This is a genomic window from Noviherbaspirillum saxi (genome assembly GCF_003591035.1).
Classification (GTDB): Bacteria; Pseudomonadota; Gammaproteobacteria; order Burkholderiales; family Burkholderiaceae_D; genus Noviherbaspirillum; species Noviherbaspirillum saxi.
Genome location: NZ_QYUO01000003.1, coordinates 1001552 through 1018463, shown reverse-complemented (window position 1 = coordinate 1018463; position 16912 = coordinate 1001552). Strand labels below are relative to the sequence as shown.

At 56.3% G+C, this 16912-nt stretch carries 16 protein-coding genes; 1 reads left to right on the top strand and 15 read right to left on the bottom strand.

From position 1 onward, the window contains the following. Nucleotides 1-19: 19 nt before the first annotated feature. The 8 genes from D3871_RS27710 to D3871_RS27675 form a co-directional block, all read right to left on the bottom strand. Complete coding sequence (locus D3871_RS27710; protein WP_119772287.1) at nt 20-1009, bottom strand: porin; 990 nt, start codon at nt 1007-1009, stop codon at nt 20-22. Between the two features lie 348 nt (nt 1010-1357). Beyond that, entirely contained in the window at nt 1358-2083 is a 726-nt protein-coding gene (locus tag D3871_RS27705; protein WP_119772286.1) for an ABC transporter ATP-binding protein, read from the bottom strand. After that, complete coding sequence (locus D3871_RS27700; RefSeq protein ID WP_119772285.1) at nt 2083-2853, bottom strand: ABC transporter ATP-binding protein; 771 nt, start codon at nt 2851-2853, stop codon at nt 2083-2085. The genes D3871_RS27705 and D3871_RS27700 overlap by 1 nt, the downstream gene beginning before the upstream one ends. A gap of 9 nt (nt 2854-2862) precedes the next feature. Next, a complete protein-coding gene (locus tag D3871_RS27695) occupies nt 2863-4083 on the bottom strand; it encodes an ABC transporter permease subunit (protein ID WP_119772284.1) in 1221 nt (406 codons plus the stop codon). 17 nt (nt 4084-4100) lie between these two features. Beyond that, the gene (locus tag D3871_RS27690; RefSeq protein ID WP_119772283.1) at nt 4101-5030 is read right to left on the bottom strand and encodes a branched-chain amino acid ABC transporter permease; all 930 of its coding nucleotides are present in this window, start codon (nt 5028-5030) and stop codon (nt 4101-4103) included. 149 nt (nt 5031-5179) lie between these two features. Next, nucleotides 5180-6319, bottom strand: coding sequence for a branched-chain amino acid ABC transporter substrate-binding protein (locus tag D3871_RS27685; protein WP_119772842.1), 1140 nt, complete (start codon nt 6317-6319; stop codon nt 5180-5182). 213 nt (nt 6320-6532) lie between these two features. Continuing rightward, nucleotides 6533-7303 carry an enoyl-CoA hydratase/isomerase family protein gene (locus D3871_RS27680; protein ID WP_119772282.1) on the bottom strand — a complete coding sequence of 257 codons (771 nt, stop codon included), beginning with the start codon at nt 7301-7303 and terminating at the stop codon, nt 6533-6535. After that, a complete protein-coding gene (locus D3871_RS27675; protein WP_233575839.1) occupies nt 7300-8634 on the bottom strand; it encodes a phenylacetate--CoA ligase family protein in 1335 nt (444 codons plus the stop codon). The genes D3871_RS27680 and D3871_RS27675 overlap by 4 nt, the downstream gene beginning before the upstream one ends. 240 nt (nt 8635-8874) lie before the next feature. On the opposite strand from D3871_RS27675, the gene D3871_RS27670 reads away from it, so the two are divergent. Continuing rightward, the gene (locus tag D3871_RS27670; protein ID WP_119772280.1) at nt 8875-10608 is read left to right on the top strand and encodes a sigma-54 interaction domain-containing protein; all 1734 of its coding nucleotides are present in this window, start codon (nt 8875-8877) and stop codon (nt 10606-10608) included. 536 nt (nt 10609-11144) lie between these two features. Here D3871_RS27670 and D3871_RS27665 read toward each other — a convergent pair. From D3871_RS27665 to D3871_RS27635, 7 genes are read right to left on the bottom strand one after another with little or no spacing between them, the layout of a single operon-like run. Then, nucleotides 11145-11972, bottom strand: coding sequence for an IclR family transcriptional regulator (locus D3871_RS27665; protein ID WP_158598095.1), 828 nt, complete (start codon nt 11970-11972; stop codon nt 11145-11147). 57 nt (nt 11973-12029) lie between these two features. Continuing rightward, on the bottom strand, nt 12030-13004 hold the full coding sequence (locus tag D3871_RS27660; RefSeq protein ID WP_119772278.1) for a Bug family tripartite tricarboxylate transporter substrate binding protein: 975 nt from the start codon (nt 13002-13004) through the stop codon (nt 12030-12032). 52 nt (nt 13005-13056) lie between these two features. Then, on the bottom strand, nt 13057-13872 hold the full coding sequence (locus tag D3871_RS27655) for an SDR family NAD(P)-dependent oxidoreductase (protein WP_119772277.1): 816 nt from the start codon (nt 13870-13872) through the stop codon (nt 13057-13059). A gap of 16 nt (nt 13873-13888) precedes the next feature. Further along, nucleotides 13889-14677: an enoyl-CoA hydratase/isomerase family protein gene (locus tag D3871_RS27650; RefSeq protein ID WP_119772276.1), complete on the bottom strand. Its 789-nt coding sequence runs from the start codon at nt 14675-14677 to the stop codon at nt 13889-13891. Nucleotides 14678-14679: 2 nt separating this feature from the next. Continuing rightward, on the bottom strand, nt 14680-14994 hold the full coding sequence (locus D3871_RS27645; protein WP_119772275.1) for an NIPSNAP family protein: 315 nt from the start codon (nt 14992-14994) through the stop codon (nt 14680-14682). Then, complete coding sequence (locus D3871_RS27640; protein ID WP_119772840.1) at nt 14991-15794, bottom strand: SDR family NAD(P)-dependent oxidoreductase; 804 nt, start codon at nt 15792-15794, stop codon at nt 14991-14993. Before D3871_RS27640 ends, D3871_RS27645 begins: the two co-directional genes overlap by 4 nt. Before the next feature lie 54 nt (nt 15795-15848). Continuing rightward, nucleotides 15849-16907 (bottom strand): acyl-CoA dehydrogenase family protein, encoded by a 1059-nt coding sequence (locus tag D3871_RS27635; RefSeq protein ID WP_158598094.1) that lies wholly within the window; start codon nt 16905-16907, stop codon nt 15849-15851. Nucleotides 16908-16912 lie beyond the last annotated feature (5 nt).

Below are 16912 nucleotides of genomic sequence, written 5' to 3'. Positions count from 1 at the left end.
GGAGGCCCCGTTGGATCAGTTAAAATCGGTGCGCAACGCCGATAGCAAGACCGCGATCGCCAGTTCCTGCTTCAATTGCATTCCCTACGGTGAAGGTGGCGCCGTTCTTGTTATTGATCGATCCATAAGACCCATACAGCATCGTGCGTTTGGACAAGTTGTACGTGTAGCCCACTGCGAATTGATCCGCGTCGCGGTTAAGGGGCGACTTATCGTTATGGCGGATATAGGACGCCATGACCGCACTGGCGCCAAACGGAATCGTGACGCCGACCAGAGTGTCGTTTGAATCGATGCCGGCATTATCCTTATTGACGTTGTAGGAGAGTGCGCCAGTTGCGAATCCAAAATTGTAGGTGCCGCCGATCAGTGTGATCTTGTTCGGGTTGTTTCCAGTTGCATCGTTGATACGATGGTGAAGGACTGAAGCGTAAATTGGACCGCCGACATAGGTCAGTGCCAAACCGAGCTGACGATTTGCCGATGAATTCCCAGGGGTCTCACCGAGGCCGTAAGCAACATCTGCGGTCATCCCACCAAACGACGGCGATGTATAGTAAATCGTGTTATTCATCCGGGACGCATAACCGACGATATTGGTCGCAGCCCCTTCATGCCCCTCACCGAAAGGATCGATTGTCCCGAGAATATTGGTGAGCGGGTTATATTGACGGCCAAGATTGATCGTCCCGAAAGAGCCCTTCAGACCGACGTAAGCCTGGCGTCCGTACATCAGTCCGCCTTGATTAAGACCGCCGACATCAGCGGCAATGCCAGATTCGATTTGGAAGTGAGCCGATAGACCGCCGCCCAGATCTTCGTTGCCCTTGAATCCCAACCGAGAACCGGCGGTCACTCCGCTTTCCATTTTCAAGGCCGAGCCGCCTGGCCCGCCACTTTCGTGCACGAGTCCGAGATCCATCAGGCCGTAAACAGTGACCGCGCTCTGTGCGGCTGAAACACCGGTAAGCGTACTAAGAACAGCGAATGCGAGAAGCGATTTTTTCATTTCTATATTCCCTTAAATTGACAAACACACCTGTGAGCGGTGTAGATAACGTGCACAAAGCACTACTGCGGCAGTCGGGCATTCGCTTCGAAAGCTCAGTAGTCGAGTGATCTGTCAGGCAGAAACGCGTCTCCCATATGTGTCTGCCCTCGATTACACTGAAGCCTTTAATAGCATCGTTTGTGCCAACGTAAAGGAATCTCGTAAGACTTTGAATATTAAGCGTTATTATTATGAAGCCTAATTTTCCGATTGGAATCTGTAAAGTGTTTTTACGTATAAAACTTTTACAGTCGTATGGGTTTTTGTGTGGCAGGGCTCTGCCGTTGCGGCATGCCCTGTTTCGCTTCAAGCCTCGCCGAGATAAGCTGCCTTAACTCTCGGATCGTCAAGCATATCGCTCGCCTTGCCGCTCATGGTAATCAGACCAGAATCCATCACATAACCGCGATGCGCTGCCTGCAGGGCGAGCTTTGCATTCTGCTCGACCAGAAGAATCGTGACGCCCTGCGCCGAAACATTGCGAACGACTTCAAAAATCTTCTCGACCATGATCGGCGACAGGCCCATCGACGGTTCGTCCAGCAACAATAGCTGCGGATGGCTCATCAGTGCCCGCGCCATGGCCAGCATCTGCTGCTCGCCGCCGGACAGTGTGCCCGCCAACTGGCTTGCGCGCTCCTTCAAACGCGGGAATACCCCGAACCACTTGTCAATGTCCGCCTGGATACCGGCCTTGTCATCGCGAATGTAAGCGCCCATCAAGAGGTTTTCCAGGATGGTCATGCGCGTGAACACGCCGCGGCCTTCCGGCACCATGGCAAGGCTTTTCTTCACCAGAGAAAACGAATTCGTACTCTGAGTCGGCTTCCCGTTGTAATGTATCTGACCTTCGACCTTGCAACCCGGCAGCGTGTTTGTAATGGCCTTGAGCGTCGTGGTCTTGCCGGCGCCGTTTGCGCCGATGAGCGTGACAAGTTCGCCCTTGTTGACTTCCAGATCAATACCCTTGACCGCCAGGATGCCGCCATACGCGATTTTCAGGCCGCTAACTTTCAGAATGTTTTCGCTCATTAGTGGCCACCTCCCAAATACGCTTCGATAACAGCCTGGTTGCTTTGCACCTCGGCCGGCACGCCTTCTGCAATCGGCTTGCCGTAATCGAGCACCGTGAGGCGGTCGCAGAGTCCCATCACTAGTTTCACATCATGTTCGATTAGCAGAATGGTCTTGCCGTCCGCTTTGATCTTCACCAGAAGCTCGCGCAATGCGACCTTCTCCGTCGCGTTCATGCCCGCAGCAGGTTCATCCAGGGCAAGCAGTTGCGGATCGGTCGCCAGTGCCCGCGCGATTTCCAGACGACGTTGATCGCCGTATGACAAATGGCGAGACGTGCGGTGTGCGAAGTGGGGGATGCCGACGAAATCGAGCAATTCCATCGCACGACGGCGGATCGCCGCTTCCTCTTCACGCGCAGCCTTGTGTTGGAACACCGCACCGAATACGCCCTGACGAGTGCGCAAGTGGCGTCCCACCATGACATTCTCAACTGCCGACATTTCACCAAACAAGCGGATGTTCTGGAAGGTGCGCGCAATGCCCGCCTTCGCCACTTCATGCGGCGCGGAGGGCGAATAAGGCTTGCCCGCGAGTTCAAACGTTCCGGTGTCCGGCTGGTACAAGCCGGTTATCACGTTAAAGAACGTGGTCTTACCGGCACCGTTCGGGCCGATCAGTCCGTAAATCTGGCCGCGCAAAATCTTAACGCTGACATCCGACAGCGCCTGCAGGCCGCCAAAACGCTTGTTCACACCTGCGATATTCAGAATGGTTTGTTCGCTCATGTATTTTCCTTATGCAGCCAAAGCAGCCGGTTCTTTTTCGTCATGACGCTTCTTGGCGTTTGCATCCATGCGGTCTTCGTGTCTCGGTGCCGGCCACAAGCCTTCCGGACGGTAGAGCATGATCACGACCATTGCCAGACCGTACAACAGTTGACGCAGCACTTCGGCATCCACGAGAACGGTGCCGAACAACTGGCGCTGCACCGGCTCGACGACATGGCGCAGAACTTCAGGCAGGGCAGCGAGAAGGACGCCGCCGAGGACGACGCCCGGGATGTGGCCAATACCACCGAGGACGACCATCGCCAACACTGCGATCGACTCCGTCAGGGAGAAGGATTCCGGCGACACGAAACCTTGGAAAGACGCAAACATCGCACCGGAGATACCACCGAATGATGCACCCATGGCAAAGGCCAGCAACTTGATATTGCGGGTGTTGATGCCCATGGCTTTGGCAGCAATTTCATCTTCGCGGATGGCGACCCATGCGCGGCCGAGACGCGAATGTTGCAAGCGGATCGAAATGAAAATAATCGCCGCGCACAGGGCGAGGAACAGGAAGTAGTACGCGTTCACCGACGGCATGCCCCAATCACCGATAAATACTGTGGCGCGGGAGCCCGGTTCACCGGCGAGAGAAACGCCGAAAATCCGGATCGGGTCGATCATATTGATCCCCTGCGGGCCATTGGTGATGTTCACCGGCGCGTTCAGGTTGTTCATGAAGATACGGATGATCTCGCCGAAACCAAGCGTCACGATGGCGAGGTAGTCACCGCGCAGCTTCAAGGTTGGTGCGCCGAGCAGTGCGCCAAAGAATCCCGCCAGCGCAGCGCCAAGCGGCACGATCAGCCAGACCGAAAGGTGAATACCGTTCTTCGTCACCTCCTCGCCGACGATCCATCGCAAGGAGTCGCCGATCAGCGGATATTGGTTGACGAAGGACTCCAGCACCGTTGCGAATTGCGGTGATGCCAGCAGGCCGGTCATATACGCGCCTAATGCATAAAACGCGATGTAGCCAAGGTCAAGCAGGCCGGCCATACCCACCACGATGTTGAGGCCGAGTGCGAGCATGATATACAGCAACGCCAGATCCATGATGCGAACCCAGGAATTACCGTAGTGCAAGGCAATGAAGGGGAACGCAATCAGCGCAATGCCGAGAGTGGCAAAGCTGATATAGGCCTTGCGCGGATTTTGTCTAACGTCAAATAGTGCAGCCATGAATATCTCCTTTACGCTTAGGCTCGGTCCGCAACACGCTCGCCCATGATGCCGGACGGACGCAGCGTAAGTACGATGATGAGAACAACGAATGCGAAAATGTCTTGATAGTGACTGCCGAGGAAGCCGCCAGTCAGATCACCGATATAGCCGGCTCCAAGGCTTTCAATCAGGCCAAGCAGGATACCGCCCACCATCGCACCGTAGATATTGCCGATACCACCGAGAACCGCGGCGGAGAACGCCTTCAGGCCTGGCACGAAGCCCATCGCGAATTGCGCCGACGAGTAGTTCGCCCCCCACATCACGCCGGCAACCGCAGCCAGTGCAGCGCCAATTGCAAACGTCATGACGATCACCTTGTTCGAGTCGACGCCCATCAAGCCTGCAATGCGCGGATTGTCTGCCGTTGCACGCATGGCTCGGCCCATGCGGGTGCGCTCAATTAGCAGCACCAGGCCAACCATAGCGGCCGTAGCCAGTACCAGCAGCATGACTTGCGTCTGGGAGATCAGCGCACCGGCGATATTGAACGACTCGGTAGGCATCACTTGGGGGAAGGGGATCGGGCTGCGGCCCCAGATCATCATCGCGAAGGTTTGCAGCAGGATCGATACGCCGATCGCTGTGATCAGCGGCGCCAAACGCGGTGCGTTGCGCAAGCGGCGGTAGGCGACCCGTTCGATGATGATATTGACGATTACGCATATCGGGATTGCCCCAACAATGGCAATGCCCAGTTTGACGATGCCCGGCAGGTCCGGCGCGGCCGTCTGCAGGAATTTAAGGATGGTTACGCCCACCATAACCCCGATCATCAGCACGTCGCCATGGGCGAAGTTAATCAGGTTAAGCACGCCGTACACCATCGTGTAACCCAGCGCGACCAGTGCGTACATGCAGCCAAGCACAAGTCCATTGATGATTTGTTGGAAAAATGTCTCCATCTCTGATCGTCCTAAATTTATTCCATACTTCGATTAATCTGGTTCCAGCAAAAAAATGGCACCCAGAACAGAAAATCTGGGTGCCGCCGCCATTAGCGTTTTTCAGATGTGGTAGCCCCGCATCAGGCGACCCGGGTGTAACGTATTGATCAGCGCGTAACGGCAATCTGTTCGCGTTTTCCACCCCTATAGGTATAAATCGTCATCGCGCCGTCCTTAATATCGCCTTTCTCATCGAACGAGATCAAGCCAGTGACCCCTTGATGTTGGATCTTCGCCAGCACTGGGAGATATTTTGCGGGATCAGAGGATCCAGCCTTGACCATAGCCTGAGCCATTGTCATCAAGGCATCATAGGTCGCCGGTGCGTAGAGAGTCACGTCGACACCGAACTTTTTCTTATAATTGTTCCGGAAGTCTGCCATCCGCTGCTTGTTCGCTTCTTCGATGCCACCTGCTTCCGCGCAGATTACCTGCCCTTCACCCACTGCGTCACCCGCAAGCTTGAGCAAATCTTGACTGCAGATTCCGTCGCCTCCCATGAATTTAGCGTTGATGCCGAGTTGCTTCATTTGCCTAAGGAGAGGGCCACCAACGGCATCCATACCACCGAAAAACACGAGATCAGGATTCTTCGCCTTGATCGCAGTTAAAATCGCATTGAAGTCGGTTGCCTTGTCATTGGTGTACTGGCGCGCAACGATATTGACCGCCTTTGATTTGCCGGAGGCGCCTTTTATAAATTCTTCAGCGACGCCCTGACCATAAGCCGTGCGGTCATCGATAACGGCAATATTCGTTGCCTTAGCGATCTGCACCGCATAACGTCCAAGCGTACTACCAAGCTGGCCATCGTTGGCGACGACACGAAACGCCGTGTTAAAACCCTGGAGTGTGTATTTGGTATTGGTAGCGGACGGTGAAATCTGCGGAATGCCCGCATCAAAGTAGATCTTTGATGCGGGGATGGTCGTTCCGGAGTTCAGGTGACCGATTACTCCACTGACTTTTGCATCGACCAGCTTTTGTGCTACTGCCGTGCCTTGCTTAGGGTCCGCAGCATCGTCTTCTGTAAGGAGTTCGAACTTGACTTTTTTGCCGCCGATTTGAAGGTTCTTGACGTTGAGTTCGTCAATTGCCAGCTTCGCGCCATTCTCGTTGTCCTTACCCAGGTGTGCGATAGCTCCAGTTATAGGCCCTACATGGCCAATGCGAATTACTTGTTCTTGTGCGACCACTGGGACGGCTACAGCCAGCACGGTCAGTGCGCCGATCGAGTTTTTTATCATAGTGCGCTTCATTGTTCTCTCCTGAATCAGTTGATAAAACAGACATGTGACAATTTCCGCGAGTCCCCATAAAGACAGGACGTCTTCATGCGTTCCACGCTACTGTACTTCTGTTGGAATTTCCGTTCGCCTTGCCTTTTGGATCGGGCGAGCGGAGTCACTGAATGCGCTTATGGCGATTCAGTAAGGTGCAAACTTCAATTGGCGATCAAACTATTTCTTCGGACTTTTCCGGTTGGTAAACCGCTTGACTCGGTCGGCTGATTCCGGCTGCAGAAACGCATGGACCGTTGCGGCTTCTTCGAGATCTAATGCCCTCCACAGGCCGATGCCAAGGTCTTGGTTGATCATCGATTTGAGGCGCCCGATCGAAGTCCGGGACTTTTCGCCTATCCTCCGCGCGATTTCCATCGCTTTCTGCATCATCTGGTCGCGGGGAACGACAAAGTTCACGATGCCAAGATCGTTCAATCGATGTGCGCTTTGCTTCTCACCGAGGATAAGAAGTTCCATGGTCCTTTGGTAACCGATAGTCATTGGCAAAAGATGCGTGACTCCACCCGTCACAAAATTACCCCAGTCCATTTCCGGGAAAAAGGCGACCAGATCCTCGCTCGCTACGACGATGTCGCAGTTCAAAACCCACTCAAAGCCTCCACCAACAGCATAGCCGTGGACGGCACCAATGACTGGCTTCTCACTCCCGAGCAGCAGGCGAGTAATCTGCTGAATGGCTTGGATATGGCGCTTCGCGGCCGCTTCGCTTTCCGCCTGTGCTTCGTATTCTTGGAGATCATCACCAGAGCAGAATGCTCTGCCGGCACCGGTTACGATGAGAACTGAGGTAAGTGAATCGCCTAGACCCTCGGACAACGCGGTCTCGAAGTCGGCCAAAACAGCCCCGCTGATGGCATTGAGACGGTCAGGGCGATTTAATGTGATGATCCCGACATTATCCACACGTTCATATAGAGCGAAAGTCATGCTGTCTTCCTTTCAATTAGGCTGGTTTTTCCTTCCGTTCGAGGAAGACTGTCAGGCGCAATAACCGTAACCATCGCCGACGCTCCCGTGACGTCTTTAACGGCCTCTTCGATACACTTTCCTAGCCCCGGCCAATCCGATTGCGGTATCGACGAGCCGGCCTCCACTTTCAATTCAATGCGGTCATAGGGACCCGGACCGGCAAGGACAATTCGGAACTGGCCAGTAATGGAATCGGAAAGGCTCAAAACCGCTTTTTGTACTGCGGTCGGAAAGACGTTCACTCCGCGCACGTTAAACATATCGTCAGTACGGCCGGTGACCCGGAAACGCCAGGATGTTCGGCCGCAACCGCACGTGTCGGTACCAGTTACGGTGATGACATCTCGAGTTCGATACCGGATAAGAGGTTGGCACTCTTTACGAAGATGGGTGCACACGATTTCTCCGACTGTGCCCTCTTTAATCGGCAAACGATTGCCTTTTGCGTCCAAGATTTCGGCAAATATAAAATCGTTACCATGGAAATGAAGGTCGTTCGTGTGTTCGCATTGGCTTGCGAAATTGCTCAGGACTTCGGACATGCCGTAGTTCGCGTTCCGTACGCCAAACCCCCATTTAGCCTCCATGCTGTCACGGAATTCCTGGTTGTCCAATCCGGCTTCGCCACCGAACAAGGCAATGCGGAGATTGAGGTCGCGAGGATTCGCTCCAGTGGCAGCGAGCATCTTTTCCAAGAACGCGGGATAGGACGGCGTGCAGGAAATCGCGCTAATCTTCAGATCAGCAATCGTTTTCAGCAGCAACTCGCTGTTACCGACTCCGAAGGGGATAACACACGCGCCAGTTGCTTCTAGTGCCAGGTGATCGGTAACGCCGCCTGTCCACATGCAGTAATTCAAGCAGTGGACGACACGGTCTTTTGGTCTCAGGCCCGATGCATATAAAGCGCGGCCACCGATTCTTGCAATCCATTCCGTGTCGGCACGGCTGTTGGCAAGATGCAGCGGGCGTCCCGTTGTGCCAGAGGTCCGATGGAGACGGATAGCCTCCTCCTCGGGGCATGCGATATAGTCGCCAAAGGGGTAGTCGGCCTCCTGGCTCAGTCGGAGCTCATCCTTGTCAGTGAACGGCAGTTCCTCCAGCGAATCTAGGGTGATCGAGTCAAGACCTATCGTCTTTGCGCTGCTAAGCGGATGGAGCTTACGTTGGTAGAAGCTCGAATGAGCTCTTAGGTACTTCCATTGCCTCTCCCAAAGTGCATCTTGCAACTTTCTCAATGGTTCCGGCGCAATCGTTTCAAACTCGGGATGCAACATTTCCGATGACATATAAAACTCCAATCTCATAGAAGGACGAAAACGTAGGTAACCCAGATTGGGTCGCCCGTTATTGATTGCAAGCAAATAGCAATAGATGTGCCAGTTTGTGTTCTTGCCGTATGTGTCTGAAATTTATAAGAAATGTTTTAAAATGAGCTCAGACCATAAGCCGCTGTATTTAACGTATGTAAAATTATTTTACGTAAAATAATTTTACAAACAGGCAGTGCCTTCGACGGAGAGGAACTAATGATTAACTTCACGGAACGACTTGACGAATTGACCGAGCTCTCAGAGTACGTTGTCGGAACTCATTGTGGCTTCGGAGTTTTTAACGCGTCTGGAAGATTAATCGCTGCTAACAGGGCTTCCCGCGTACCGTCGCAAATCCGGACAAAACCGGTCCAGGCATCTGAATCGCGCGACTCCATCGGAATGCCTGTGTTCATGTCGTGCGCCGACGACGGTACTCCACTTGCGTGTAGCTACATCGATGGTTGCCCGGATGAGGAGCGCGTGCTGGTAGTCGCAATGGGAAGTGCCGGCATATCCAGCGAGGTTCTTAACCGGCTTTGCCGACTAGCCACCTGGTTTCTCTTGCGGGAGTTTGACGTCTGGGCGGAGACGAAGCGCCTTCGACAAGTACTCAACGAACAAGAGGTATTGATTAACCATATCTCAGACGGATTGCTTGTGCTAGACCGTACCGGGCGCATCCAAACGCTCAATGAAAACGCCGCCCGAATGTTAAAGCTGGAGCCGCAGCGTTGCATCGGCAAGGACATTAAGGGCTTGCTGGATTTTGATCTTGCAATTTCCCGAGTTTTCGAAACCGGCGAAGGGTATATCGACCGTGAGCTACAAATCGATTCAAAAAATCTTCGTCTTCATCTAATTGACACCGCGGTGCCGGTGCGGGGAGACGACGGACAAGTAACTTCCGTGGTAAACACATTCAATGAAATATCTCGTGTGAATCGACTCTCCTACCGAATGGCAATCGATCGCGCAAGGTACCGGTTCAGCGATATCGTCGGCGAATCGCCCGCGATTGAAGCGGCTCTAAGTTCGTCAAGGAAGGCCGCGCGCGCGTCAGCGAACATTGTTCTTTATGGGGAAACTGGAACTGGAAAAGAGATGTTTGCCCAAGGAATTCACGCCGAGGGAAATCGGAGCCAAGGGCCTTTCGTCGCGGTGAACTGTGCAGCCCTTCCACGTGATCTGATCGAGAGTGAGCTTTTCGGCTACGCACCCGGAAGTTTCACCGGCGCCGATCGAGCCGGCCGCCCCGGCAAGTTCGAACTCGCATCAGGCGGTACGATATTTCTTGATGAGATTTCCGAGATGCCTCTCGACGTCCAAGTCAAACTACTAAGGGTCTTGCAAGAGCGACAGGTGACGCGTATCGGTGGGACGAGAAGTACCGATATCGATGTGCGCATTGTTGCGGCAACCAACAAAAATCTTATTGAACTTGTAGCGCAGAAGTCATTCCGCGAAGACCTGTATTATCGCCTGAACGTTATCCCGGTCAACATACCCGCCCTCAGGAATCGGAAAGAAGATATTTCGGCGCTGGTAGATAGCTTTATACGCAGGTATTGTTCAGCGATGCATCGACCGCCAATCATGCTTTCCCGAACTGCCTTGACTCAACTACAGTCTTACGCGTGGCCCGGCAATGTCCGTCAACTGCAAAACGTCGTGGAGCGTCTTGTCAACATGACAGACGGCAATGGCATAGACACTATCCCGGCAGACTGCATGCAACACACGGTCGCCGAACAGCAAATTAGACATGGCGACACGAGTATCAGCATGACTCTCGAAGACGCTGAACGGCAATGTATTCGAAATTCCCTAGAAACGCATGCCTATAACCTTACGAAGACTGCTGCTGCACTAGGTGTCACGAGGCCGACACTTTACTCAAAAATGAAAAAGTTCGGGTTCGCGCTAACCCTTAAACTCGCCGATACTTGACGAACAGCCGGGGCGTTCGATGTACGTCGGGGTGCCTACGCATCTTATGGCGGCATTTAGAATCTGCGTCGCGCCATCGGGCAAGACGGAAGCGCCAAGCAATTCAGGACGCGCTCCGGCAAACGTAGCATGTGCGGCGAGGACGGTAATGATGGTGGTGGAAAGCAGGATAGACGTTCTCATAGCAGCAGCATCCCGGGAAAGATGATGGTGTCCTTAGTGTAGGTGCAATGCAGGCCGTTTAAAAGGAAATTTTTGCCATACACGTCGCCGTGCATGACGCATCAGGTACGCGCTTGCTAAATCCGGCGCATTCCTAAGCATGCAACGGGGCCAAGTGGTAGGTCGCAGGCCAAGGTAGGTTGTCAATAGCCAGTAGCTCGGTACTATTGCGTAATTTTTAACTGACTTATCCAAGTGCGATGGCCATACCTTCCACAAGCATGGATGCGGCAATCGATGCCTAAGCCACTACCTTTCCCCGTCCAAACCAACATGGGCGATCCTCCCGGCTCTGCCCTAATCATCTCCCACATCTATTTATTTTGTGCGATCGCAGGGCTATCGAGCAAGCCTGCGCCTTCCAGTTCATTGCGGAACAAGTCCCTGAGCTGGCACTGCCGTTCTTTGCCAAAGCGTGCAGTGAGCGTACCGAGACTGATCGCACCCATGCCGTTGGTGCCGATCTTGAAAGCCATGCCGATCCCCGCGACGCCGACTTCCACCGCATCATAGGTCAGGGAATAGCCCTGCGCGCGTGCGGCATCGGCGGTGGACTGCAGCTCTTCGAGTGAAAATTCCGCCGCTGCATACTCGGCTTCATGCCGCCGGTATGCCTCGACCAACTCTTCCGGCGGGATCAGGCCGGTCACCGCTGCGCCGCCGGTTCCCATGCCGAGCAGACGGCGCTGACCTACGTGGGTGGTCAACACCTTGACCAGCGACGAGCCCTCCTCCCGATGCGCGCACTGTACATGGTCGCCTTGCCGCATCATGAGAAAAACCGTATCGCCCGATATGCGCGCGATGCGCTTCATGACAGGCACCAGCCGGCGCAGCATCGGCTCCAGGCGCGGCATCAGGGAACCGAGCAGCACGGCTTCCGGACCGAGCCGATAGATTTTCTTTTCGTCGCGGTCGACAAACTGCTCTTCGACCAGGCAAGTCATCAATCGATACGCCGTCGCCCGGTCCAGCCCGGATTCACGCACAAGGTCTGCGATTTTTGCGCCCTTCTCGCCGCCTTGGGCCACGTGACGCAGCAGGTCAAGCGCACGCCTTACGCTTTGCGTGCCGCGCATCGGCAGTTCGGCGCTTTCCGGCCCATCGGGCGCGTCATCGTGCATGTTCGGTTCGTGGTTCATCGCGTCTCGCTTCATCGCCGTGATACGGATCTGCTCTATGCCGCCTTGCGATCCATCTTACTCGTTGAGCTTGATCCCCGCTTTCCGGATCACGTCTTCCCATAAGGCACTTTGCGCCCGGACATGCATGGTGAACTCTTCCGGCGTGGTCGGCGACGGTTCGATTCCCAGTTCGCTCAGCTTCTTGATTACCTCGGGCAAAGCCAGCGCCTTGTTCAGTTCCGCATTCAGGCGTACCACGATTTCCTTCGGCATTCCCGCCGGAGCCACCAGTCCCTGCCAGGAATACGATTCGAAGTCGGCCACGCCGGCTTCGGCAAATGTCGGGACATCCGGCAGGACTGCGCTGCGTCGTGCCATGGAAAGCGCGATAGGACGCAGCTTGCCGCTTTTGATATGCGGGAGACTGGCGGCCGTATTCACCAGATACATGTCAATCTGTCCGCCGAGCAAATCCTGCAGTGCCGGCGCATCGCCCTTGTACGGCACATGCAACAGACTGATATTGGCCTTGCGCTGGAACAATTCCATGCCCAGATGGTTGGGGCCGCCGAGACCGGGTGTCGCATAGCGCAGTTGACCCGGCTTGCTGCGCGCCATTGCGATCAATTCCTGTAGATTGTTCACCGGCAGCGAAGGATGGACGACCAGGACAAATGGAAAGCGCGTGGTGCCGCCGATGTAGGTGAAATCCTTGGCAGGGTCATAACCCATTTTCGGATACAGGTGCTGGGCCAGCGCGACCGTCGAGGTGTCGACGGTGCCGATGGTCAGCCCATCCGGCCTGGCGCGCGCGATCGTCTCGCCGCCTATCATGGTGCCGGCGCCCGGCTTGTTTTCAATGATCATGGTTTGACCAAGCGCGGTGCCCATCGGACCGGCCAGCAGGCGCGCCACCACATCGGTACCGCCGCCCGCAGGATAGGGCACGATCCATTTTGCGGTTTGTTTCGACAGGCTTTGCGCGTGACCGAGCATAACCACTGCGCCGAGCGCAAAGGCTGCAATGCTCCGACTCAAAAGACTATTCATTGACTTCTCCAGGTATGAGTGACCGTATTGCTGATGGACGTCTACTGCGATTTTATCCAGCGGGGCGCGTTTGCGCTGCGGGTGAGCCGGGGCGTACGCCGCCAAAGGTAGACCAGGATCCGGCGACCAGCCAGCCGGCGTCGGCGGGTAGATTGATTCCTGTGATCACCCGCGCTTCCTCCGACAGCAGGAATACGATCGCTCTGGCGATATCGACCGGTGCGATCAACTGCCCGAGTGCGCTGTTGGCTTTCAGGCGCTCGGCATCGCGCAGTCCAAGATCGATCTGGCTTTGCAAGGCAGCCGTCACGGTGTAGCCCGGCGACACCGCGTTGACACGCACGCCGGAGCGCCCCCATTCGGCGGCCAGGCACTCGGTCAGGGAAATGACCGCAGCCTTTGCCGGCGAGTAGGCATGCAGCGGCATCGAACGCATGCCGGCCACCGAAGCGACATTGACAATAGCGCCCTTGCCCCGGCGCGCCATCGCACTGCCGAACTCGGCACAGCAGGCATAAGTGCCTTCGAAGTCGATGGCGACGACCCGTTGAAAAACTGCATGTTCAAACCGGTCCGGTGGCTCCGGCGATTGCACGATGCCAGCGCAATTGACCAGCAAATCCACTTCCACACCCTGCTGTTCAAGCGCGCTGCATGCGCTGGCCACGGCCGCGCGGTCTGCCACATCGAATGTCAGCGCCGACCCGCCGCAGGCATCGGCCGCCGTAGCGGCCGCCTCGGCGTTGACATCAGCGACCACGACGCGCGCGCCGCGCTGCGCCAGGAGTTGGACGCAAGCCAGCCCGATGCCGCTTGCACCGCCGGTGACCAAGGCCGTCCTTCCGGTGAAATCCTTCAGTGATGCCATACCTCGCCCCCTCTGCTCAGCGTCCGGTAAAAGCCGGGCGCTGCTTGCTGGCGAATGCCTCGACCGCGATACTGTGGTCCTTGCTGAGATTGGTCAGGCATTCGTAGGCAGTTCCCGCATCCATATGTCCATGCGCAAGCTGGCGCAGCGGTATCGTATAGCCAGCCTTGGTATAGCGAATGGCCTTTGTCGCGCCATTCTTGAGCTTCGAGACGATCGCATCGACCTTGGCATCGAGCTCGCCCGCCGGCACGACATGACCGATGGCGCCGAGCTGCATGGCCTCGGATGCCGACAACAGATCGCCGGTCAGCAAGAGTTCCCGCGCGCGGCCATAGCCGATCACCGCCGGCCAAAGAAATCCGCCGCCATCGGCCGCATTCAGGCCAACGCGCACATGCGGATCGCCGATACGGGCATGTTCATCCATCACGGTGATATCGCACAGCAATGCCAGCGTGGCGCCCAATCCCACCGCATCGCCGTTGATGCGGCCGATGATCGGAATTTCGCAGTCCAGCATCGAGTACACGATGCGCTTTGCTTCCCAGGTAACGATTTCGAATTGTTCCGGGTCGCGGATCGCATCGCGCATCCAGTCGATGTCGCCCCCCGCGCAGAAAGCACGGCCGGCGCCGGTGAGAACAATCGCGTTGATATCGCGACGCTCTCCAAGGTCGATAAACACTCGTGACAAGGCTTTGTGCAGATCGCCGGCAACCGAGTTGAGCGCCGTCGGGCGGTTGAGTGTGACGCGTGCGACACGGTCGTTGACTTCGACAAGCAAGGAGTTTTCTGTGGTCATGATTACCTCATCGGGGAAAAAGCGGTTGGTTGAAGAATGCGTGTTTCCATGCGTATGATCCACGGCAAGACCTTGTCCGCATAGGCCAGCCAGCGCGGGTCGTTCCACATGGCCGAGCGGCGGCGCTCGCGGTCGGCGAGATCCTGGTAGGCCCAGAGATGCACGACCGTGTTGAGCTCTCCGGTCTCTGCAGTGAAGAATGCCTGCAATCCGCCGAGATGCTCGTTCATCAGCGGCAGGCCTTCTTGCTCGTACACATGCAGAAAGCGCCGGAAGTTGGCTGGCTGAAAAGTGTAATTGCGCTCTTCGTAAATCATTGGAGTTCGTCCGTCATGCCTACAATCGCATCCAGCGGCCCGCCATAGGCGTCGCTTGCGGCGCCGAATGCCATGTAGCCGCCATCCACCGGCAACGTTACGCCGGTAATGAATTCGGCCCGGTCGGAGGCCAGGAAGAGCATTGCATCGGCGATATGCCTGGCGGTGCCAAGGCGACCGGCGGGTGTGCGGCGGCGCAAGCGGTCGGCGTCGAGTTTTCCTTCACTGATCAGCTTTCGTGAAAAGGGCGTGAGCATGTATCCGGGTGCGATCGCATTGACACGCACACCGCCAGCCGCCCATTCACACCCCATGGTGCGGGTCATCATGCTGATGCCCGCCTTGGCGGCACTGTATGCATTACGCAGGGGAAGACCGAGCACGCCGGCTATGGAGCTCAGGTTGATGATGGCACCCTTGCCTTGATGCAGCATTGTCTTTGCCGCTCCTTTCGACATCATGTAGGACCCGGTCAGATGGATGTCGATCAGGCGACGAAATGCCGCCACATCCTGTTCGACGGTCGGTGCAAACGAGTCTGGAATGCCGGCGCTGTTGATCAGTACGTCGATGCGGCCATAGCGGTCGAGCGTTCTCTCCAGCAGCATGGCCACCTGTTCTTCATCGGACACGTCGCCGCCCAGTCCCAGGTGTTCGGCACCAAGCGACATCGCGTGTTGTTGCGCTGTGTTGACCTGCAGGTCGGCGATCGCCACACGCGCGCCCTCGGCCGCAAAACCTTGCGCGGCGGCCCAGCCTATGCCGCTGGCGCCACCTGTGATCAGTACAACTTTATTCATGAATTCCGGATACATCCTGATATCACCTTTTTCTTCATATGGAACATGCAACGCTTACGCCGCGAACAAGGTTTCCCGCACCGCTATGCGCCGTAACTGATGCTCGGCGTCGCCAAAAAGCGTCGCAGCGACATGCAGCCGCTTGTAGTAGTGGCCGAGACGATATTCCTCGGTCATGCCGATCCCGCCCGATACCTGGATCAGTTGCCCCGCCGCCCGTAACGCACGCCGCCCGACGAAACTTTTTGCAATTGGCAAGGTCGTCCACGGGCCCGCAGGCTGTGCATCGATTTCAGCCGCCAGCCGCTCGGACAGGGCCAGCATCTGCTGCAGGTCGCAAAAGATGTCCGCCATTCTGTGCTGCAGTGCCTGCTGATCGGACAAGGGCCGGCCGAATTGCCGTCTCTGTTTCAGGTAATCGAGGGTCAGTTCGAAAGCGCCCTTGAACACACCGCTAGCGTCAGCGACCAGCCCGGCAGCGGCCCGGTCCAGGACCTGATCTGCGAGCGGAGCGGTTGTTTCCTCGGAATCCAATACCTGCACTGCCGCCTGTTGCAAGCGCAGCCTGACGGTGTGGCGGCCGTCGATCAGACGCACCGCTTCGCGAAGCACCCCGGGGCTGTCCAGGGCCACACAAGCTAGCTTAAGTACACATGCGCCTTGCGCCTTGACGACCACTGGCAATAAGGCATGGGTGGCCAGATGCCCGCCATAAAGCGCACCGCTGCTGCCATGTAAGACGGTTTGCGCGGCATCCGTAAATTCGAGTTGTCCGAACCAGCGATCGGCCAGCGCCAGCCGCATGTTGCCGCCCATGTAGGGAGCGAGCGCGGGAACGGCGCCGAGCATCAGGATCAGATCCAGCGGTTCCGGCCTCGCATCGCTGCCCGCCAGTCTCAGCAGCTGAAAGCATTGGGCCATGCTCGCGTCGAAGCCGCCCTCGGCTTCAGGCACAGACAGCGCGGTCCAGCCCATGTCGGTCCAGGTGCTGCGCGTGTCGCCGGCTTCCGCATGACCGTCATGAAAACGGGCAATGCGGTCGGCGAGCGGCTGGTGTTGTGCAAACCATCGCCTGGCGTTGTCTACTACCAGCATGAAAGATTCATTGTCCATGACGT